Origin of the sequence: Wolbachia endosymbiont of Drosophila pseudotakahashii (assembly GCF_026015925.1) — a bacterium.
In the GTDB taxonomy this organism is placed as follows: Bacteria; Pseudomonadota; Alphaproteobacteria; order Rickettsiales; family Anaplasmataceae; genus Wolbachia; species Wolbachia pipientis.
Genome location: NZ_CP110359.1, coordinates 446,823 through 468,111, shown reverse-complemented (window position 1 = coordinate 468,111; position 21,289 = coordinate 446,823). Strand labels below are relative to the sequence as shown.

Below are 21,289 nucleotides of genomic sequence, written 5' to 3'. Positions count from 1 at the left end.
TGACTCTTTAAGGAAAGATAATAACGAATATTTAGGTTCTTGACTTCTATGTTAAAAGATATAACAACTAAGTTATGTATTTTAAGTGAGAAAGTTATGAAATATGACAAATTTATGGAAATATTAAAAAAAATAAATGACCTTTCAGATTTGAGCAAGGACAATATAGTTGAAAAAATAAAAGCTAAGTTACAAGAAGAAGATCCAGATTTATGTCAAGAGTGGGAAAAGAGTAAACCTGACAACGATAGTGGATCTGGCATAAATTACATATTTACTATATCTTGTGGTCAAAATTCTAAGAAAGTCAAATTGTTACATCTTGCTTCTTATTGGAACTATGCAAATGTAGCAAAAGCTCTGATTGAAAACGGGGCAGATATTAATGCAGAACATGATAATAAAATTACTCCTTTACATATTGCTGCTCACTATGGCCACAAAGATGTAGTAACCATTCTAACTGGAAAAGGAGCAATTGTTGATGCAAAAAATGGTGATGGATGGACTTCTTTACATTTTGCTGTTGAAAAGAACCACGAAAATGTAGTAAACACTCTAATTGGAAAAGGAGCAAATGTTAATGCAGAAAATGATAAAGGATGGGCTCCTTTACATCTTGCTATTACAAATGGCCACAAAGAGATAGTACAAGTTCTATCAAAAGCAGAAGGAATCAACGTTGATGCAAAAAATAGTGATGGGTGGACTCCTTTACATCTTGCTGCTGCAAATGGCCGCGAAGATATAGTAGAAACTCTAATTGAAAAAGGAGCAGATGTTAATGCGAAAGATCATTATAAATGGACTCCTTTAACATTTGCTTCTCAAAAAGGCCATGAAGTGGTAAAAGGAGCTCTATTAAAGGCACAAGAGAACACCAAAGCTTTGCATTCAGCTGTTAAACATAATAATGAGGAGGAGGAGGTGAAAAACCTATTAAATAAAGGAGTAAACGTTAATGCAAAAGATGATGGTGGATGTACTCCTTTACATCTTGCTGCTGAAAATAACCACATAGAGGTAGTAAAAATTCTAGTTGAGAAAGCAGATGTTAATATAAAGGATGCTGATAGATGGACTCCTTTGCATGTTGCTGCTGAAAATGGCCACGAAGATATAGTAAAAACTCTAATCGCAAAAGGAGCAAAGGTTAAGGCAAAAAATGGTGATAGACGTACTCCTTTACATCTTGCTGCTAAAAATGGCAAAATAAAAGTGGTGGAAGTTCTGCTACACACTGAAGCAGACCCTTCATTAAAAGATGTTGATGGAAAAACGCCAAGAGACCTTACTAAATATCAAGGTATAATTCAGCTTTTAGAGGAAGCGGAAAAAAAGCAAACGTTAAAAAATGAGAATAAAAAAGCGCCAAAGGATCTTACTGAAAATAAAGATGTAATGCAGCTTCCAGAGAAAAAGGAAGAAAAACAGGTTGGAAAAAATGCAATTGTGAAAGAAAAAGAACAATCTGCAAAAAATGCAATTGTAAAAGGTGTTATTGTGTGTTTTGTAACTGCAGTGATAGTTGGTGTTGCACTTGCATTTGCTACTGCCCTATCTGTACCAGCAATAATTGGACTAGCTGCAGGATTTGCGCTCATAGTTGGTGCTGGTCAATATATAATGTCAAAGCCTAAAACTGAAATGAAAGGAGTAAAGCAGGAACTTGTATCTGGAAAGGCAAAAGAAGTACTTACTTGATTTTTGTTATCCTGTTGCTATCAGACTAGCCTGGCACCTTATATTTATTGGGATAACTGTTTTATTATGAATTAAGTCAAAAACTCTGTAATATATTGAAGCTTAAAGATATCTTTAGATATGGAAGTTATTGCAGAAAATAGGAAAGCAAGGTTTGAATATTTCATCTTAGAAGAATTTGAAGCGGGTATGGTCTTATTAAGCAGTGAAGTTAAATCGCTAAGAGAAAGAAAAGTAAATATTTCCGACGCCTACGTTGTTGAAAAGAATAGCGAAGTATGGCTGCACAATATGCATATTGCAGAATATAAAGCTGCGAACCGAAAAAATCATAAACCAAAAAGGGAACGTAAATTACTCTTGCATAAAAAGGAGATAAATAAACTAATTGGTCAAATCAAGACTGCTGGGATAACTGTTGTGCCGCTTTCGGTCTATTTTAACGATAAAGGATTTGCAAAAACTAAAATTGCCATTGTAAAAGGAAAAAAACTCTACGATAAGAGAGCAACCATAAAACAGAGAGAGTGGGATCGTGAAAAAAGTAGATTGTCTAAAAATAATTTATAGCAAAATATGTCTTTAAATCCAGTAATTTTCAGCATCGGTCCTGTTTCTATATATTGGTATTCCTTAGCCTACGTTTTGGGTATAGTGTTTGCATATTGGTATTTACATAAGCTAGATGACCAAAAAATATTTACTAAGAATTTTTACGATTCGTTATTAACAGCCACTATTGTAGGTATTACCCTTGGAGGTAGACTTGGCTACGTATTGATATATGATCCAGTTCTTTATATAAGCAACCCTATTGAGATATTGAAGACCTGGGAAGGAGGGATGTCATTTCATGGTGGTGCTATAGGAGTTTTGCTTGCAGTAATAATCTCCTGCAGAAGACATAACATTCCTATATTTTATGCACTGGACCTAGTTTCTTGCGGAGTTCCCATAGGTTTATTTTTAGGTCGCATAGGCAATTTTATAAACGGAGAGTTATTTGGCAGAGTTACAACTATGCCATGGGGTATGGTATTTCCAGAGAGTGGTGATAATTTGCTGCGTCATCCAAACCAGCTTTATGAGGCACTTTTTGAAGGACTGCTACTTTTTGCAGTTGCAAATTCACTGTTTTTCTTAACTAGAATAAGACTGTATCACGGTGCGTTAACTGGTATTGCAGTTATGTGGTATGGAATAGCACGTTTTTTCGTTGAGTTTTTTCGCGAACCAGACTATCAAATTGGCTATTTGTGGCTTGATTTAACTATGGGGCAGTTGCTTTCTATACCTATGGTTTTGCTAGGAATGCTTGTATATCTAGGCGCATTAAATTTAAAATTTAATACGAAATCTGTCACATAGAGGAAAGGTGAGTTCAATAGAAAAATGTAGCCAGAAGCCCCATATTATGCACAATTGTACGAATTTTCTGCGTTGCAGTAGAATGAATCGGTGGGCTTTGTTGCATCGCTAGCTATGATGGATTAAAGATAAAAAAGGTGGAGTATATCAGTAGCTTATTATTCTGGTATTTACAACAAGAACGGTCAGTGAATACCTAAATTTGAGTAAAAGAAATTTCACTACCACTCACTAATCCGGCTAAAATTCAAGAATTTCAATGCTTTAGCTATTTTCAATAGAATTAAATTTATTAATATAAATAACAAATTACTATTCTTAAATTTGATCAGATTGATTGCAAAAAAACAAGATTTTCAATAAGTTGCTTATAATCCTAATTATAGTTAGCCTTTCATAAGTAGCGATGCAACAAAGCCATCCCAGTGTCAGCTACTTTCATGACACCATTTGCTGTGCAGTTTATCTTTAAAAATGAATGTTCGTACAGCTATAGAATGAATCGCGGTATGACGTAGCTTCGCTATAGGCAACGAAGGAAATATCAACTATACTTCTTTTTACCATTGTTTATATTTCCTATTCACATATATTAATATTTTACTCACTTAAAGTAAGCTAACTACCGTTATTAATATTTTTGTAATAAAAATTGTATATGGTGCATGTAATCAAATTAAGAGGAAGATTGTGGAAATTACGCCATCAATAAAAAAAGATTTGAAGCAAAGTACTCTATATGTTTGCCTAGAAAAATGCAAAAGTGCATTTTGGTTTATCTTTTGGTTTAGCGCGGGAATCAATTTATTAATGTTATTCCTACCACTTTATACCTCTCAAGTGCTTGATCGGGTGATATCGAGCGAAAGTGTATCAACACTAACTATGCTGACAATTATCACTTTATCTGCATTTGCATGTTCTGCAATGCTTGAAACTTGTCGATATTTAGCCATGGCAAAAATAGGTGATTGGATCGATAAAACTGCAACACCAGATCTGATAGTAAGGTCAATCAGGCTAACGTCAGTGCAGAGCTCAACTTCAAGTGGTGAAGCAATACGAGATCTCGGAGTGATAAAAAATTTCATTACAGGAAATGGTATATTCTCACTGTTTGATACTCCATGGTCGTTAATTTACCTTGTTGTGATTTTCATGATACATACCTCCACGGGGTTTATAGCTATTACTGGAATTATTATATTAGTCTCTATGGCAATATGGAATGAACTTGCCACTAAACGAATATTACAAGAAACCAACGAAGAAACTATACGGAATATCAATGCTATAGATGTTGCAACAAGAAATGCAGAAGTGGTTGAAGCTATGGGCATGTCAGAATTCATAGTCTCTGATTGGTGTAAACGAAATGATCAGAACCGAGCAATGCAAATTAAAGCACAAAATCGCTCTAATGTAATTACTGGAATCACTAAATTTTTGCGCTCAACTCTGCAAATATCAGTGATTGGAACAGGTGCATTACTTGCAATCACAGCTCATAAGACTGCCGGTAGCATCATCGCTGCTTCAATTTTAATGGGTAGAGTATTAGCACCATTTGATGCTGCGGTTCATACTTGGAAGTTTTTAAATCAGGCTAGAATGTCATATGGAAGGCTACAAAGACTTATATTAACATCGCCAAAAAGAGAGCAAACGATGGCTCTACCAGAACCTGAAGGAAAATTGGAATTTGATAGAGTATTTTTTACTCCTTATGGAAGCAATAAGCCGACAGTAAAAGGAATATCATTCATTATAGATCCTGGAGATGTAGTTGGTGTTATTGGTGCAAGTGCTTCTGGTAAATCCACTATCGCAAAATTAACTGTTGGTATATGGAAGCCAATATCTGGTGTAGTCAGACTAGATGGCGCTGATGTATATACTTGGAATCGAGAAAATTTTGGTAATTATGTTGGCTACTTACCTCAGGATATTGAGTTATTTAACACTAGTGTCAAAGCTAATATTGCTCGCATGAGGCCAGATCCAAATCCTGAAGAAATAATCAAAGCAGCAAAAATTGCAGGAATACATGAACTAATACTAAGCTTACCAAATGGATATGATACAACAATAGGAGGTCCTGGAGGAGTAACGCTCTCTGGCGGCCAAAAACAGCTTCTTGGACTTGCCAGAGCTTTTTATGGTCACACAAAACTTTTAGTACTTGATGAACCAAACGCTAACTTAGATAGCAATGGAGAGGCATGCTTAATTAATGCAATTGGCATTGCAAGAAAACAAAATACTACTACTGTTATCATCACTCACAAGCTACCGTTATTGTCCGTAGTTGATAAGGTGATCCTCATGTCAGATGGTGTCATTTACGCTATGGGACCAAAAGATGAGATTTTGAGCAAATTAGTTGCTCCATCATCAAGTACCACAGAAGATGAGCGCTCTTCAGCAAATGGTTAGTTTACTTACAATAAATTCTGTATCTGAAATAACAACTGTTCCAGAAAAATATATATTTCTTTACCATTAGAAATAATATTACAAGAATAGTAAATAGATTAATAACTCTTATTAATTAAAGTCAATCGGCAGATATAGCTAAAGTGGCTTAGGTTTACCTACAATTTGAAAAACAACAAATTCGTCTTAATGAACTTTCTTAATTTATTATCTAAATAACTTAATATTAGTGGTAATTTTATAAAAAATTATAATATAAATAATGTTGCTGCGAAAATTTATAACAATATTTCCCTCTAGCGTTTAATGAATTTCAATAAATTGCCTTTTTAATTCTAGATAAGTATATGCTTTGTTAATATGTTTAGTTCAAAATCCAAAAGTAAGTTTATGCTTTCTATTGGAGAAGAAGGCATAATGTTACTATATTTTAAAAATAATACTTTAAATAAAAGGTATTTTGTTAAGGGCAAAAACGATAAAGCAGTTTCCGATTTAATTTCATGTCTTTCGTCAGATAAAAAAGCACCTTTATACCTGGTGCTTAATCATGCAGATCAAAATTACTCGCTACAGTTTATTACAAGGGCAAACAAGATTAGTGCCTATCTATCAGCAAAAACAAAGATGGAGCATTTTTCTCGTAATAATGACATAAGTTCAGTTTTTTTGGTTGAGAAGCCAAACAAATTCAATCAAAACTGGTGCTATCTTCTTGTTTCATCAAAAGCAAAGCATTTAGTAGAATATTGGTTGAATGTGTTTATTGAGATAGGCTCCAACTTTAAGGGAATATTAATGTTTCCTATAGAAATAAGTAATATAACAAAAAAGATTCTACATAAAGATCCTAATAATTGGAAAATTATAGTTGCTGCAACTAAAACGGGAGGCTATAGACAAGTGGTTCTTAAAGAGAATAAAATAGTATTTACGCGCTTAACATCATTTACTAATGATAATTTACCAGGAATTATCGCTGGTGGAATATATCAGGAAGTGCAAGATACTATTCGATCCTTAACTAAGTTTGGGTTTGAAAAAAATAACCCTATCGACCTTTGTATCATAGTGTCAGAAGATATCAAAGCTAGTTTATCAGTCATAAATTTTTCAGAGAACAGTGTGAACATATTAACTCCATATGAGTTAGGCAAACTATTAGGAGCAGAACCAGCTATAAGTGAAAAAGATAACTTTTGCGATACCATAATTTTGTTTCATAGCTTTAAGAATAAATTAGCAGCTATTTTTAATACAAAGGAAACTAAAGAATTTTATCTATTCAATTACCTTTATTTAAACTCTCCTCGAATTTTTCTATACTTCGCCCTGGTTTTAGTTACAATGAACACCCTTTGTTTGCTAAATTTGTATTCAAATTTCAATGTCGCTGATAATTTATCAGCAAAGCAGAACACCTTAAATAACCAATTAACAAAACTTAGCCAAAGCTATAATGTAAAAAAAATAGATGAAATTTATGATTTTATTAATATCAATAATATTTTATCAAAAATAGAATACTCTCCTCTTACACAAGTTAAGTATGTAGAAAAGTTAAAAATACCAGGTATAGAGCTTCGATCATTTGAATGGAATTATAATGAGGCAAAAAGTTATATTACCACAACTTTAAAGTTTAATTTTCAATCCGGTAAAAATATTTCTCATCAATACGAGAAACTACGAAAAAATTTAAACGATAATTTTCGTACCTATGACATTAATATTTCTAGCTTACCTGCTGCTAAAGAGCAAAATCTATCTATTGATGTTGAAATAGGAGAGGCAATGTAGATTAATGACTATCTCTCAATTAAAAAGAAAAGCTACAATTCAGTTTATATCGTATTTGTTATTATCTGTTGGATTAATAGGGTTATTAACATATGTTGTTATCTATAACGAAAAGATTTATAATAAAAACCAAATTGCGATTGATAAAATACGTTCTATTAATTTACAGATTACTGGAATTCAAAAAAAGGAAGTTGTTCTAAATAAAAACCTAGATTTATGGAAAAAAATTTCTTCTTCAAATTTTCATAGTAGCAGATACATTACAAATTTAAATTTCGAGCTTAGCAAGTTATATAAAAAGTACTATATATTAGAACCTGAAATATCAATTTCTATACCCGAAGAAGTTGAGCTCCACAACAAAAGTGAACGCACAAAAGTAATAAAAAGTGAAGTGGTCCTAAATTTAAGCTCAATCAGCGATAAGCATATTTTTTTATTTCTACAGTCTATTCCAAATCTGCCCGGTTATGTTATGATCAAATCTCTTATTTTAAATAAGCAGAGAAATATTGATGCTGCAACTATGAATCAGATTTTGAATGGTAATATGATAGAGATAGTGAGAGCTAATATAGTCTTTGATTGGTATACTATATTAAGTAGATAAGGTGATGAACATAAAGCTGTTTTTTATTTTTACGCTACTCATTTCCAATGTTAATGCATATTGCAGTTGTGAAGATATCATAGAAAGCATAGAAATTTGTAAGGAGTATTCTTGCCGACAATATATTGGCAATGAAGATTTTATTGAGCATAAAATATTAGGATTAAATAGTGGAAATTTATGCGTATATATAGAAAAACAAGGTAATGATGAAATGGTTTGTCATCATTCTCAGTATGGAATGATGATAGAAAAAAGATATTTTGAAAGTATTCTTAAAGTTGGCAATCAAGAAATCGACGATTTTATTGATATAGCAAATTTGCGTGCAAAAGAGTGTTTCTTTATCAACAATCAAAAACTAAGCTATACAGATCGGGACGATATAATAAGGGAAGCAGTGGAAAGTGACTTTGACGTTTTGTCACAATATAGTAACGTAAAAAGCATTTTTTTTGATGAAGAGCCAGTTAATAGAATGGTCAATGAAATGGAAAAGTTCAATTTACGATCTTCAAGAGCTGTAAAAGAGGAGGTATCAGATAATTTCAACGGTAAGGTAGTGAGTTTAGACTCAATTTTATATCTTTCTCCCGATACATGGAAAATATGGGTAAATGGAAAACTGTTTATAAATACTCAGGATTTAAAAGTGCACTCAGTCACTGAAAATTATGTAACTTTTGTATGGACCGTAGATCAAAAAGCAATAAAAAAGCATGCGAATGATTCTCAAAATGTATATTTTGGATATGGGAGTATTATGTTTACGCTTTATCCAAAACAAAAATTTGACTTGGATGGCTTATCTATTAAATAACTTAAATATATATGCGCTTGTAGCTCAGTTGGATAGAGCGTTGCCCTCCGGAGGCAAAGGCCGTGGGTTCGAATCCCTCCAAGCGCACTTTTAATTAAATTTGACAATAGTATTTTCACATAAGATAATAAAAGGATTTATTTAGAGCATAATTATGTCTGGTGGTACCATAAACAAAGTCATACTAGTTGGTAATTTAGGAAAAGATCCTGAAATTAGGACTACACAAAATGGAAAAGAAATGGCAAGTTTTTCAATAGCCACGTCTGAAAGTTGGACTGACAAACTTTCCGGTATGCGCTCTGAAAAGACAGAGTGGCATAATATCGTAATTTTTAGTGAAGGATTAGTAAAAATCGTCAAAGATTTTGCACGCAAAGGCAGTAAAGTTTATGTTGAAGGTTCTTTGAGAACTAGAAAATGGACTGACCAAAACGGTGGTGAAAGATACACAACAGAGGTGGTTCTATATAATTTTAATAGCGCTCTTACTCTCTTGGATTCACGAAATAGTGCGCCAAATTCTGATTACAAGCCAAGTGAATACAAACAAGGTGAAACAGAACAAAAAGATAAACACGAAAGTTTTGACAACGATATAAAAGATGAACTACTCGACGATGAAATACCATTTTAACAATTTAAATTGAAATCTACATTTTTATGGACTGCTTGTGTTACTCCTTTTAATTGCAATGGGGATAGCATAGATTATAGCAGTTTGCAGCGTTTACTGACAATGCAAGTTAAAGCTGAAAATGGCGTAGTGTTGCTAGGTAGCACAGGTGAGAGCCTATCGCTTACTGATTCTGAAAAGCGTACATTAGTTGAATTCGTATGTAAACTAAAATTAAATACGAAAATTATAATTGGCGTACCAGGAGTGAATCTATATCAGACTCTTGAATGGCTTGATTTTTGCAAGGTTATGCCTATTCATGGCTATCTAATGACAACTCCCATTTATGCAAAGCCCGGAATTATGGGGCAGACTTTATGGTTTGAAAAGCTGCTTGAGAAAGCACATGTGCCGGTTATGTTTTACAATATTCCATCAAGAGCAGGAGTGAGTCTTCACGCTGAAACTGTACGCAACTTATCCAGCCACGAAAAATTTTGGGCTATCAAAGATTCAAGTGGCACTGTTGATACTTTAGCTCAGTATAAGAAAGTTGCACCAAATATTGAGGTCTTTTGCGGAGATGATAATATGATATCTGATATGGCCGCTTATGGTGCGGCTGGACTGGTTTCCGTTGCTGCCAATGTTTGGCCACGCATAGCGCATGAATACGTTAAGAAGTGCCTCAATGGCAGGAACCCTCAGGCAGATATCTGGCAACAGGCTTGCGAAGCGTTATTTATTGCCAGCAACCCAATACCCACTAAAGCACTTTTGCATGATATTGGGCTCATAGAACATCAAACTGTCCGCCTACCACTCAGCACAGAAGACTTGCCTTCTGTTGAAAAATTGAGGCAAGTCAATAAAATGATTCTTGGATGGAAAGAATTGGCTACTCTCTAAATAGTCTTGCAACTTTGATTTAATATACAATCTAAGTGTCATTTGAACACTCCCAAACTTATCACTTTATGCCACTGATCTTCATCTAAAATTTCTACACCTAATTCCACTGCCTTTTTATATTTGGATCCTGGTTTTTCTCCTGCAATTAGGTAGTCAGTTTTAGCAGAAAGATGTGAGCTGACCTTTGCTCCTAGAGTTTTGGCTCTTACTTTTGCCTCTCCTCTACTCATAGCAAGTAGCTTACCAGTAAACACTATAATTTTATTATTTAAAACAGAGTTACTAGAGTTGGAGCTCACAGGAAGAATTTGAAGACAAGCAGTAAGATCATTTAACATTTTGATGTTATGTTCCTTAGAAAAAAATGATTCCAAAGATTCAGCCACTTTTTTTCCTATGCCGTCTATACCCACTAGCTCAGTATTATCTGATGACAGTTCAATCATCGAATTATACCAATTATCATAAGAAACATAATAATCTGCAAGCAATTCTGCTGCAACTTGGCCAATAAATCTAATACCTAAAGAAAATATAAACCTATCTAGAGTTATTACCCTTCTGCTTTGTATAGCATTTAATAAATGAGCTATTGATTTCTTGCCCCAACCAGACTGTTCTTCCAGATTAAATTCATCCAATCTTTCTTCTAAAGTAAAAATATCGGGAATTTGTTTTATCAGACCAAGGTCGTAAAAAAACTCTATCTGCTTATCACCAAGGCCAACAATGTCAAATGCATCTTTCGATACAAAATGCTTTAGTTTTTCTATTATTTGAGCTTTACAGGCAAATTCCTCAGGACATCTTACTGCAGCCTCTCCCTCAACCTGACGTACTTTACTACCACATTCAGGGCATACTTCAGGAAACACAAATTCAGGTGTATTTGGAAGACGAGAATCTCTGCTTACTTCAACGATCTGGGGAATTACATCCCCTGCCCTTTTGATTGTTACAATATCTCCCTCTCTTATGTCTTTACGTTTTATCTCATCTTGGTTATGCAGACTTGCTCTACTAACTAGCACCCCACCAATATTGACTGGCACTAAATCTGCAACTGGAGTTAAAACCCCTGTTCTGCCCACCTGTATAAATATCTTATTTAACTTTGTTTTTGCATAAACCGCAGAAAACTTGTATGCAAGTGCTGAGCGCGGTACTTTGTGAGTATTCCCTAGACGATTTTGTAGTACCAAATCATTTACTTTATAGACTATTCCATCAATATCATAATCCAAGTTATAGCGACAGTTATAGACTTCGTTATAGAACTTCAGCATTCCATCCAAACTACTCGTTAAGGACTGATGCTCATTTACGCAAAAACCAAGTGCCTCAAGCTTATTTAGTATTTCACTTTGACTTTTCTCTGCTCCACCAATTAAAGAATAAGCAAAATATCTAAGAGGTCTACTTGCTGTAATGTTTGCATCCAATTGCTTTAAAGAACCAGCGGCTGCATTTCGAGGATTGGCAAATTCATCGTTTTCATTTAACTTTAAAAAGTCGCTGTTACTGATGTATATTTCACCTCTTACTTCTAGTCTTCCTTGCACACCTTGCAAAAACTTAGGAAAGCCTTTTATTGTTGCAACATTGTGAGTGACATCTTCCCCTACAAAACCATCACCTCGAGTTGCAGCTTTAACAAATCTTCCATCCTCATAAATTGCAGAAAACGACAACCCATCAATTTTTGGTTCACATAATATCTCTATTTTGTCCTCAATTAAAAACCTCTTTATTTTAGACAAAAATTTCTCTACACCTTGTTCATCATAAGCATTCTCAAGGGAAAGCATAGGTTCTTGATGTTCCACCTTAGAAAACCTCTCATCAGGTGGAGCACCAACACTATCTTGTGTTGCATAAATTTCTGGCTCTATTTCAGCTAACTTTTTCTTCAGTTCATCATATTCAGCATCACTTATTTCTGGCTTATTTTTTTGGTGATACAAAACATTATGATAATTTATTTGATCTTGCAGTTTTTCTCTCATCTTTTCTAAGTTAGTCATGATACCAATATAATGCTACATTAGCCTTTGTCGTCAAGCTGTGAATTTTCTTGAATTTATCATATGGTCTTAATCCATCAAATATCAAAGGTGCCACAATGCTATAGCCATACTTATTCTTCTCTTGCTCAATTGTATTAGCAGATCTCGCTTGCTCTAGCCATATATTTATATAAAATTAAAATAAATTAGAGTAAACAATATTGCTATTTAAATGCTAACAAGATTCGCTCCAAGCCCAACTGGCTACCTCCACGTAGGAAACGTACGAACTGCCTTGGTTTGTTGGATGTACACACGCAATCAAAATGGAAAATTTTTACTCCGTTTTGATGATACTGACCTTCAGCGTTCAGATGTCAAATATATAAATGATATCATACAAGATTTGAAATGGATTGGTATCAATTGGGATGCAAGTTTCAAGCAATCAGAGCGCTTTGAGCGTTACAATGAGGTGTTTTTGCAGTTAATAAAAGAAGGGCATATTTATGCATGCTATGAAACAAGAGAAGGGTTAGACATTAAACGAAAATTGCAGTTAAAACAAGGACTTCCCCCTGTATATGACAGAAGCGCGTTACTTCTAACTGAGCAAGAGAAAATTAGTTATGAGCAAGAAGGAAGAAGACCACATTTTAGATTTAAGTTGGATAGAAATGAAGTTGTTAAATGGAATGATGAAGTTAAAGGTGAAATAAATATTGCAACAAGTCACATCAGCGATCCTGTGGTAAAAAGAGAAGATGGAATTTACACATACATGTTACCTTCTGTTACTGATGATGTTGACTTTAATGTAACTCATATTGTACGCGGGGAAGATCATGTAACTAATACCGCAGTGCAAATCCAAATGATTAAAGCATTAAAAGCGAAAATCCCTACATTTGCTCACCTTTCTCTGCTACATTTTGATGATAGCAAAATATCCAAGCGAACCGGCGTGCTGGACATTAAATCTATAAAAGAAGATGAAATTGAACCGATGGCACTAGTTAGTTATTTAGTGAAGCTTGGAACATCGAATCCAATTGAAGCTTGCGCCTGTATGCAATCTTTGATTGATTCATTTGACATTAAAAAATTTAGCTCAGCATGTACGCAATTTAGCTTGAGTGAAGCATACAAGCTAAATAGCAAAGTGCTGCAACAAATGCCATTTGAAATTATACAAGAACGTTTAAATCAAATTGGAGTGGACTCCTCAGAGTTTTGGTATTTTATAAAGAACAATATAGAAAGGTTTTCTGAGGTGGCCAAGTGGTGGAAAATATGCAAATCCGATATAGAGCCTGTGATTCTTGATAAGGAGCTTATAAAAATTGCGTTCAATGCATTGCCCCAAGGTGATTGTAATGAAAACACGTTGTCAGAATGGGTCAAAACTATTCGACAAACAGTGGATATAAAGGCAAAAAACCTATTTACGCAGTTGCGTTCAGCTTTAACAGGAACAGAAACAGGACCAGAGCTCGCTAAACTATTAATTTTTATCGGGAAAGAAAATATCATTGCAAGGTTAAAAGAAAAGTGAAAACTAAAGAATTATAGCTAATGCAATCCCTACGTCATACCGCGATTCATTCGCGGTATCCCTTAGCCGCTAACAAGCAGCGGGATGACGATTGTCAGGGTGTCATCCAAGTAGCCTCTTTCTTGTCATCCCAGTGCCCAGACACTGGGATGACAAAAAAAGGAGCACTGGAATGACAGCAATCTACGTCATACCGCGATTCATTCGCGGTATCTCAGCCGCTAACAAGAGATCCCGCTAACAAGCAGCGGGATGACGGTTGTCGTTTAGCCATAAACATTAAGAAATTTACCAAATGAAAAAAAAGGCAAAAGAAGCCCCGTGGTTATTATCCGCTTTAAAATATTGGCGTTTTTTATGTTTTAAATGCTTGACAAGCGAGATTCAGCCGCTTTTAATTGCAACTAACTTACGCTGCAAATGTTTAAGAAATTTACTAAGCAGAAAAAAAGACAAAGAATCCCCGAGTTAGCTAGTCTTTTACTATCTCTGTCGAGTATTGGCATTTTTTGATGTCTTGTAACGCTTTATAAGCGCGTTCAGCTTATTTAGATAAAAATCTAGATGTAGATGAAGTTTTGTAAAGACATACAGTATCTATATACTGCAAAAAATTGAACATAAGACGCCGATACATTAAGTAATCCTTACCTTTTAATCTCCAGATTGGCGAAAGCAAATACAATAGCCTCACTATCATGATAAGGGAGCTGGCGGAGTTTGTCAAGTAAGTTTTTGTATTTTAATTTTAGAATTTTATAGGCTTGTGTTCTCATGAAAATTATGTTCTCATGAGTAAATTAATGTTATCCTTTTTTGTTGATCTAAAGTTTCTTATGTTCATACACTTACGTGTTCATAGTGTTTATTCGCTGCTTGAAAGCTCGGTTAAAATTGAGGAGCTGATCGGCCTTTGTTTGCGAAATAAAATGCCAGCGGTTGCAATTACTGATTCAGGTAATTTATTTGGTTCACTTGAGTTTGCAGAATATGCGGCAAGTAGGGGAATACAGCTAATAATAGGATGCAATATTATAGTTAAACATTCAGAACAAAATTTACCTATATTATTGCTTGCAAAAAATGAGCAAGGGTACACTAATTTAGTCACTTTGGTGAGTGAGTCTTTTAGAAAGCGCAAGAATAACAGCGATATTCCTTACGTTGATTTTGATGAGCTGTTGAATTTAAGTACGGGTCTGATCGCTTTAACCGGTGGATGTTTGGCTCAACCATTGTTGGGGCAAGATAAAGAAACGGTTGAAAAACTGCTTTCAGCATTCAATGGTCATTTATATGTTGAATTGCAGCGTCATGGGCTGAATAAAGAGCTAGAGCTTGAAGAAGCTTTGATAGACTTTGCTTATCAGCGCAATATACCACTAGTTGCAACGAACGATGTGTTTTTTCCAAATAGGTCTGACTATGAGGCTTATGATATATTAACGTGTATATCGGAGGGGAGTTATGCCCTGGAGAATAACAGAAAGAAGTTAACTACCGAGCATTACTTCAAGTCTGTGGCAGAAATGGAGGAGCTGTTCAGCGACATTCCCGAAGCAATTCATAACACTTTAGTGATAGCTAAGCGGTGCTCTTACATGCCAAGAAGCAGGCAGCCTATTTTGCCTAAATTTCCTTGTCGAGAAAATAAAACTGAGAATGAAGAACTGAGGGAGCAGGCAGTTGCAGGATTAGAATTCCGTATTGCGAATGAGACAGACATAGACCTTAAACAATACTACGATCGGCTGAATTACGAACTGAGTGTGATAACTTCGATGAACTACGCTGGCTACTTTTTGATAGTTTCTGATTTCATTCGTTGGAGCAAAGCAAATGGCATTCCAGTTGGTCCAGGAAGAGGCTCTGGTGCTGGATCAATTGTTGCTTGGGGCTTGCAGATTACAGACCTTGATCCAATAAAGTTTGGCCTAATATTTGAAAGATTTTTGAATCCTGATCGTGTATCGATGCCTGACTTTGATATCGATTTCTGCCAAGAGAAAAGGGACCTGGTTATTGATTATGTTCAGAAAAAGTACGGTTATGTTGCTCAAATAATCACTTTTGGAAAATTGCAAGCAAAGGCAGTATTGCGTGATGTTGGTAGAGTATTGCAAATGCCTTACTCTCAAGTGGATAAAATATCTAAAATGGTTCCATTTAATCCAGTAAATCCTGTAACTTTATCACAAGCGATAGAGTTTGATCAAAACCTGCAGAAAGAGCGGGATAGTGATGAGGTAATTGCAAAGCTTCTTGATATATCGCTAAGGCTCGAAGGAATATATCGTCACGTTTCAACTCATGCTGCTGGAATTGTAATATGTGATCAAAAGTTGGAAAATTTTGTTCCTGTGTACTACGATCCAAATTCGGCTCTGCCAATCACTCAATACAGCATGAAATATGTGGAGAAAGCTGGGCTAATAAAATTTGATTTTCTTGGGCTTGGTACGCTAACGCTAATAGATCATGTATGTCGTTTAATTAATCGTGATAGACAAAAGATCGATATTTCTTCAGTTCCTTTAGATGACCAAAAAACCTATGAGATGCTCTCAAGCGGTGATTCAATTGGAGTGTTCCAGCTTGAAAGTTCGGGAATGAGAGAAGCTTTAATTAAACTAAAACCGGACTGTATTGAGGATATTATCGCTTTAATTTCCCTTTATCGTCCAGGACCTATGGATAACATTCCAACTTACGTTGCAAGAAAGCATGGACTTGAGAAGCCAGATTATATTCATCCGTTACTTGAAGAAGTATTAAAAGAGACATTTGGGGTAATAATTTACCAAGAACAAGTGATGGAAATAGCCCGTATTCTTTCCGGGTATAGCTTAGCAGAAGCAGATTTGCTGAGACGTGCTATGGGTAAGAAAATCAAGGAAGAGATGGATAAACAACGTGAACTTTTCATCCAAGGGGCAACGAAGAATGGCGTTGATTACGACAGGGCAAGCTATATCTTTGACCTTGTTGCAAAATTTTCTGGTTATGGGTTCAATAAATCTCATGCTGCAGCATATGCGGTGATATCTTATCAAACGGCTTACCTTAAAGCTAATTATCCATTAGAATTTTTTACAGCACTAATGAATCTGAATATTGATGATAGAGATAAACTGAATTTATTTTATCATGCAGCAAAGTTTAGTGGCGTTACCGTTCTTCCACCTGATATAAACAAGTCTCAAGCTGAATTCTCAATAGAGGATGAACGCATACGTTACGGTATTGCTGCCTTGAGGAATGTTGGTTTTTCTATAGCGGAAGGAATAGTGAACGTACGTTCAAGCGCTTGTAAGGACATATGGGAATTCATTCAAAATTCAGGTCATATAATAAATAAGAGAGCGCTAGAAAGCCTGATTAAATCCGGAGCATTCGATAGCGTGCATAAGAACAGAAAGCAGCTATATGAGTCAATGGACACGCTGATTTACTTTGCAAATAAAAACAAACAGGATAGAGAATCAAGTCAAGCTGCTTTGTTTGGTAGTCTTAATGTCCTCAAACCGAAACTTGAGAATGTGGAAGATTTTGATGAAGAGGAAAAATTAGAACATGAGTTATTTTCACTAGGATTTTATTTAACTAATCATCCGCTTGAAAAATTTAGAACTCTTCTGGAAAAGTTAAATATTGGGTTTATCGGAGAAAATAGAACAGCAAAAACTGCTGGGGTAATATTAAATGCACGTATGAGAACTTCAGAGCGTGGAAGGTTTGTTATCCTCACACTTTCTGATCCCCATAACGTTTCTGAAATAGCATTCTATAATAATGAAATAATAGAAGAAAAAAGAGATTTATTTTCACCAGGAACATTTGTGATAATTGATCTTGAAGCTTCGGAAAATACAACAAGATTAGCAGGCAAGGATATATCTGAGTTTACAAAAAGAGTCACTTCTACAGTAAAAGAATTAGTTCTCACCACTGAGTGCACGGATTCGCAAAAAGCCGCTATGGAATTAAACACAATATTGAAAGATGAAGGCAGAACCAAAATAATGCTAAAACTTCTTCTCGAAAAACATAAAGTGAGCATCTTATTACCAGGTGCATACTCAATTGCTCCTCAAGTAATTTATGAAATATCTAATTTAAGCTGGATTAAAGGCGTAGAAATTAATACAAATAACTTGCTTATATAAAAAAGCTTTATATAATGAAATATTTAATCGGTATTAAAGGAAGATATAGTGAATCTTTATGAATTTACTTTTATAGCACAACAAGGATTGTTACAGCAAGAAGTAGAGGAGATGGTCCAAGAGCTAGCTGTTTCATTGAAAAATATTAAAGCAGATATTATGTTCAAGCAAATCAGGGATATTCTGAAAAAAGGAAATGACAAGCTTACAAAACAAGAGTTAGAAGTGCGTGCTGAAGACATTAAAGAAAGTCTAGTTGCTCACTCTGATTTCTTGGAAGATCTTACAAAAATTTTATGGGTTGAATTAGAAGAAGATCTTTCAAATTTGAAAGAAGTGAAGTCAAAAATCGATAAAGAGTTGAAAGATGACCTAAAAGATTTAGGAATAACGCAAGATTTTACAAAATTTCTAGGAGGCAGTACTAAAAGTGCGTTTATCCATAACGCAGTAAATGCTTTGAAGAGAAATATTTCAGAACATCTAATAAAGATTTTTCAAGATATTTTGAAAGATTTTAGAATAAACGGTCCAACTCAATCGAGCAAAGCGTTGGAAATGCTTTTGAAAAACATTGAAGCATCAGGATTAATCAAGTATGAACATTGGGGTCTTTTGGATTTTGCATATCACAAAAATAAAATGAAGAGCGGTCATTATTGTATAATGTGCATAAGTTCTACTGCAAGCATTCTGGATGAATTTATGCGTAGAATGAAACTTAATGAGAACGTTATTCGCCACTTTCCTGTGCAGGTTGATAAAATTTTTGAAGGTAAATCTCATATGATGAATAAACAAATTGAGGAGCAAAGCGCATAATGATGAAAAGACGAAATAGTTTTAATAATTCTTACGTATCTGTAAATAATAGGACTGGCTTTAGGCGTTCTAAAGTTTGCCCTCTTGCTGCGTCTAAAGATGAAGACATAGATTATAAGAATATAGATTTATTATCCAAGTTTACCTCTGACTATGGTAGGATATTACCTAGAAGATTAACAGGCGTATGTGCAAAAAAACAAAGGAAGTTACGCTTAGCGATCATAAGGGCACGTTTTTTAGCTCTTATTCCTTACTGTACTAAAAAAGTTTAGGTAATTTATGTTGATAATTTTAAAGGAAAATATAAGGACTTTAGGTAAGCTTGGTGAAGTTGTCAAAGTTAAACCAGGTTATGCACGTAATTTTCTTTTTCCACAAAAAAAAGCGGTGAAAGCTACCAAGGAAAATTTAACAAAGCTAGAGGAGCAACGTTTATTACTGGAAGAAGAGAATATAAAAAGATTAAATGTAGCAAAAGAGCTTGCGTTGTCACTACATGATAAGTTTGTGGTATTAATAAAGCAAGCTTCAGAGGATGGTAAAATTTTTGGTTCTGTAACAACACGTGAAATTGCGAAAATTTTACTACAAGAAGGACATGTGATAGATCACCGTAGTTTATCTTTTGGTGGAGTAAGCATCAAAAACTTGGGTGAATACCAAGTAAACGTAGAATTACATAGTGAAGTAGTAGTACCAATTACTATATACGTCGTGAAATCCGAAACAGATGCAAATGAGCTAAGGCAAGTAAAATTGCAAAATCAGAAGTCTGAGCAACAAGAGGCAGAGCAAGATGCGAATAAAGAAGCTACTGATGGTGATGATAGCTGATCAAAGATGATCCCTTGTTATAGTTGTAAAGAAATGTCTGCCATGGCTAAGCTGGTGTCATCCCAGTGCTTCCCTCATGTCATCCCAGTGCGTGACACTGGGATCCAGTTTATTTCATCATGGACATTGTTTTATGCTTCTAGAATCCGTTGTCCATTGAATAATTTGCAAATACTTTTATATCTGGATTCCAGTGTCACGCACTGGAATGACACCATTATTGGAATAAATCAAAAATGATTCCCCGCTATAGCAGAAAAGAAATGTCTTCCATTTGGGAGGAAAATAATAAATTTAATATATGGCTTAAAATAGAAAAATTAGCGTGTGAAGCTCAAGCAAAGTTAGGAGTGATTCCGAATAATATTGCTGAGAACCTCTCTGGTGCTATTGAATTTGATGTTGAATGTATCAACGAAATTGAATCCATTGTAAAACATGATGTTATAGCTTTTCTGACATATATTGCTAAAAAAGCGGGAGTTGATGTTCGTTATCTTCATTATGGAATGACAAGTTCTGATGTTTTGGATACATGCCTTGCGGTGCAACTGAAAGAGTCCTGTGATATTTTGCTCGAGAATCTAAAAAATTTACTTGCAGCATTGAAAAAAAAAGCTGAGGACTATAAAGATATTGTTTGTGTTGGACGCAGTCACGGAATGCATGCAGAACCAACAACTCTTGGAATAAAATTTGCCAGATTTTATGCTGAATTTAAACGCAATTATCAGAGATTAATTAGCGCGCAAAAAGAGATCTCAATTTGTAAAATATCAGGTGCAGTAGGCAATTTTGCAAATGTTGATCCGTTTGTTGAAGAATATGTAGCGAAAGAAATAGGACTCATACCTGAAATCATATCGTCTCAAGTCATTCCTCGTGATAGACATGCTATGTTCTTTTCAGTTTTGGGAGTGATTGCAAGCTCAATAGAAAATGTTGCTGTTGAAATTCGTCATTTGCAAAGAACTGAAATCGGCGAAATTTCTGAGCGTTTTTCCACTGGGCAGAAGGGAAGCTCTGCTATGCCACACAAATGTAATCCTATTTTAAGTGAAAATCTGACTGGACTCTCACGTTTAATACGCAGTTATGTTTTTCCTGCGTTAGAAAATGTTGCATTGTGGCACGAACGTGATATATCACACTCGTCTGTGGAAAGATGCATTGCTCCTGATGCTTGTATAACAATGGATTTTGCTTTAGTGCGATTAACAGATTTGATAGATAAATTGGTGATCAATAAGGAAAACATTGAAAAGAACTTAAATTCTTCAAAAGGTTTAGTTTTCTCACAGCGTGTATTGCTTGAGTTAGTAAATAGTGGTTTGGCGAGGGAAGAGGCGTATAAAATTGTTCAGAGCAATGCAATGAAAGTGAAACAAAACAACAGTGATTTTCTGGCCGAATTGAAACAAGATAAACCCTTACTTAAGGTTATTAACTCGGAAAAACTTGAATCTTTGTTTGATTTGAAGTATTATACGAAACATATAGATCGTGTGTATAATAAGGTTTTTAATTAGGCTGAGTAGCTCAGTTGGTAGAGCAGGAGGATCATAATCTCTTGGTCGGGGGTTCAAGTCCCTCCTCAGCCACTCGAACTAAACTATGTTTAGCAAAGCAGT

18 protein-coding genes and 2 tRNA genes are annotated in these 21,289 nt (G+C 34.8%); 19 read left to right on the top strand and 1 reads right to left on the bottom strand.

Features of this window, described 5'->3' with window-relative positions; translation table 11 throughout:
* The first annotated feature begins 48 nt into the window (after positions 1-48).
* The 10 genes from ONI09_RS02400 (at position 49) to dapA (ending at position 10,269) form a co-directional block, all read left to right on the top strand.
* Complete coding sequence (locus ONI09_RS02400; RefSeq protein WP_265014306.1) at positions 49-1,704, top strand: ankyrin repeat domain-containing protein; 1,656 nt, start codon at positions 49-51, stop codon at positions 1,702-1,704.
* Positions 1,705-1,824: 120 nt separating this feature from the next.
* Complete coding sequence (gene smpB / locus ONI09_RS02395) at positions 1,825-2,274, top strand: SsrA-binding protein SmpB (RefSeq protein ID WP_007548863.1); 450 nt, start codon at positions 1,825-1,827, stop codon at positions 2,272-2,274.
* 6 nt (positions 2,275-2,280) lie between these two features.
* Positions 2,281-3,072 (top strand): prolipoprotein diacylglyceryl transferase, encoded by a 792-nt coding sequence (gene lgt, locus ONI09_RS02390; protein ID WP_265014305.1) that lies wholly within the window; start codon positions 2,281-2,283, stop codon positions 3,070-3,072.
* Between the two features lie 690 nt (positions 3,073-3,762).
* A complete protein-coding gene (locus ONI09_RS02385; RefSeq protein ID WP_265014304.1) occupies positions 3,763-5,508 on the top strand; it encodes a type I secretion system permease/ATPase in 1,746 nt (581 codons plus the stop codon).
* A gap of 360 nt (positions 5,509-5,868) precedes the next feature.
* Positions 5,869-7,308: a hypothetical protein gene (locus ONI09_RS02380; RefSeq protein WP_265014303.1), complete on the top strand. Its 1,440-nt coding sequence runs from the start codon at positions 5,869-5,871 to the stop codon at positions 7,306-7,308.
* Between the two features lie 4 nt (positions 7,309-7,312).
* Positions 7,313-7,921: a hypothetical protein gene (locus tag ONI09_RS02375; protein ID WP_265014302.1), complete on the top strand. Its 609-nt coding sequence runs from the start codon at positions 7,313-7,315 to the stop codon at positions 7,919-7,921.
* 4 nt (positions 7,922-7,925) lie between these two features.
* Positions 7,926-8,741, top strand: coding sequence for a hypothetical protein (locus ONI09_RS02370; protein ID WP_264705397.1), 816 nt, complete (start codon positions 7,926-7,928; stop codon positions 8,739-8,741).
* Between the two features lie 13 nt (positions 8,742-8,754).
* Positions 8,755-8,828, top strand: a tRNA-Arg gene (locus tag ONI09_RS02365).
* A gap of 67 nt (positions 8,829-8,895) precedes the next feature.
* The gene (ssb, locus tag ONI09_RS02360) at positions 8,896-9,378 is read left to right on the top strand and encodes a single-stranded DNA-binding protein (protein WP_010082448.1); all 483 of its coding nucleotides are present in this window, start codon (positions 8,896-8,898) and stop codon (positions 9,376-9,378) included.
* Positions 9,379-9,387: 9 nt separating this feature from the next.
* Positions 9,388-10,269 carry a 4-hydroxy-tetrahydrodipicolinate synthase gene (gene dapA, locus ONI09_RS02355; protein WP_265014301.1) on the top strand — a complete coding sequence of 294 codons (882 nt, stop codon included), beginning with the start codon at positions 9,388-9,390 and terminating at the stop codon, positions 10,267-10,269.
* A gap of 38 nt (positions 10,270-10,307) precedes the next feature.
* Here dapA and ligA read toward each other — a convergent pair whose 3' ends face one another.
* Positions 10,308-12,296 (bottom strand): NAD-dependent DNA ligase LigA, encoded by a 1,989-nt coding sequence (ligA, locus tag ONI09_RS02350; protein ID WP_265014300.1) that lies wholly within the window; start codon positions 12,294-12,296, stop codon positions 10,308-10,310.
* Between the two features lie 214 nt (positions 12,297-12,510).
* Between ligA and gltX the strand changes: the two genes are divergently transcribed.
* The 9 genes from gltX (at position 12,511) to ONI09_RS02305 (ending at position 21,259) form a co-directional block, all read left to right on the top strand.
* On the top strand, positions 12,511-13,833 hold the full coding sequence (gene gltX, locus ONI09_RS02345) for a glutamate--tRNA ligase (protein WP_265014299.1): 1,323 nt from the start codon (positions 12,511-12,513) through the stop codon (positions 13,831-13,833).
* Positions 13,834-13,853: 20 nt separating this feature from the next.
* Positions 13,854-14,009, top strand: a complete 156-nt coding sequence (locus ONI09_RS02340; protein WP_265014298.1) for a hypothetical protein — start codon at positions 13,854-13,856, stop codon at positions 14,007-14,009.
* Between the two features lie 660 nt (positions 14,010-14,669).
* Complete coding sequence (gene dnaE, locus ONI09_RS02335; protein WP_265014413.1) at positions 14,670-17,999, top strand: DNA polymerase III subunit alpha; 3,330 nt, start codon at positions 14,670-14,672, stop codon at positions 17,997-17,999.
* 48 nt (positions 18,000-18,047) lie between these two features.
* Positions 18,048-18,821 (top strand): 30S ribosomal protein S6, encoded by a 774-nt coding sequence (locus ONI09_RS02330; RefSeq protein ID WP_265014297.1) that lies wholly within the window; start codon positions 18,048-18,050, stop codon positions 18,819-18,821.
* Positions 18,821-19,096, top strand: coding sequence for a 30S ribosomal protein S18 (gene rpsR / locus ONI09_RS02325; protein ID WP_007548890.1), 276 nt, complete (start codon positions 18,821-18,823; stop codon positions 19,094-19,096). The genes ONI09_RS02330 and rpsR overlap by 1 nt, the downstream gene beginning before the upstream one ends.
* Positions 19,097-19,103: 7 nt before the next feature.
* Entirely contained in the window at positions 19,104-19,658 is a 555-nt protein-coding gene (rplI, locus tag ONI09_RS02320) for a 50S ribosomal protein L9 (protein WP_265014296.1), read from the top strand.
* Positions 19,659-19,664: 6 nt separating this feature from the next.
* On the top strand, positions 19,665-19,898 hold the full coding sequence (locus ONI09_RS02315; RefSeq protein ID WP_265014295.1) for a hypothetical protein: 234 nt from the start codon (positions 19,665-19,667) through the stop codon (positions 19,896-19,898).
* On the top strand, positions 19,895-21,187 hold the full coding sequence (purB, locus tag ONI09_RS02310) for an adenylosuccinate lyase (protein ID WP_265014294.1): 1,293 nt from the start codon (positions 19,895-19,897) through the stop codon (positions 21,185-21,187). Before ONI09_RS02315 ends, purB begins: the two co-directional genes overlap by 4 nt.
* A tRNA-Met gene (locus ONI09_RS02305) sits at positions 21,187-21,259 on the top strand. The genes purB and ONI09_RS02305 overlap by 1 nt, the downstream gene beginning before the upstream one ends.
* Positions 21,260-21,289: the final 30 nt, after the last annotated feature.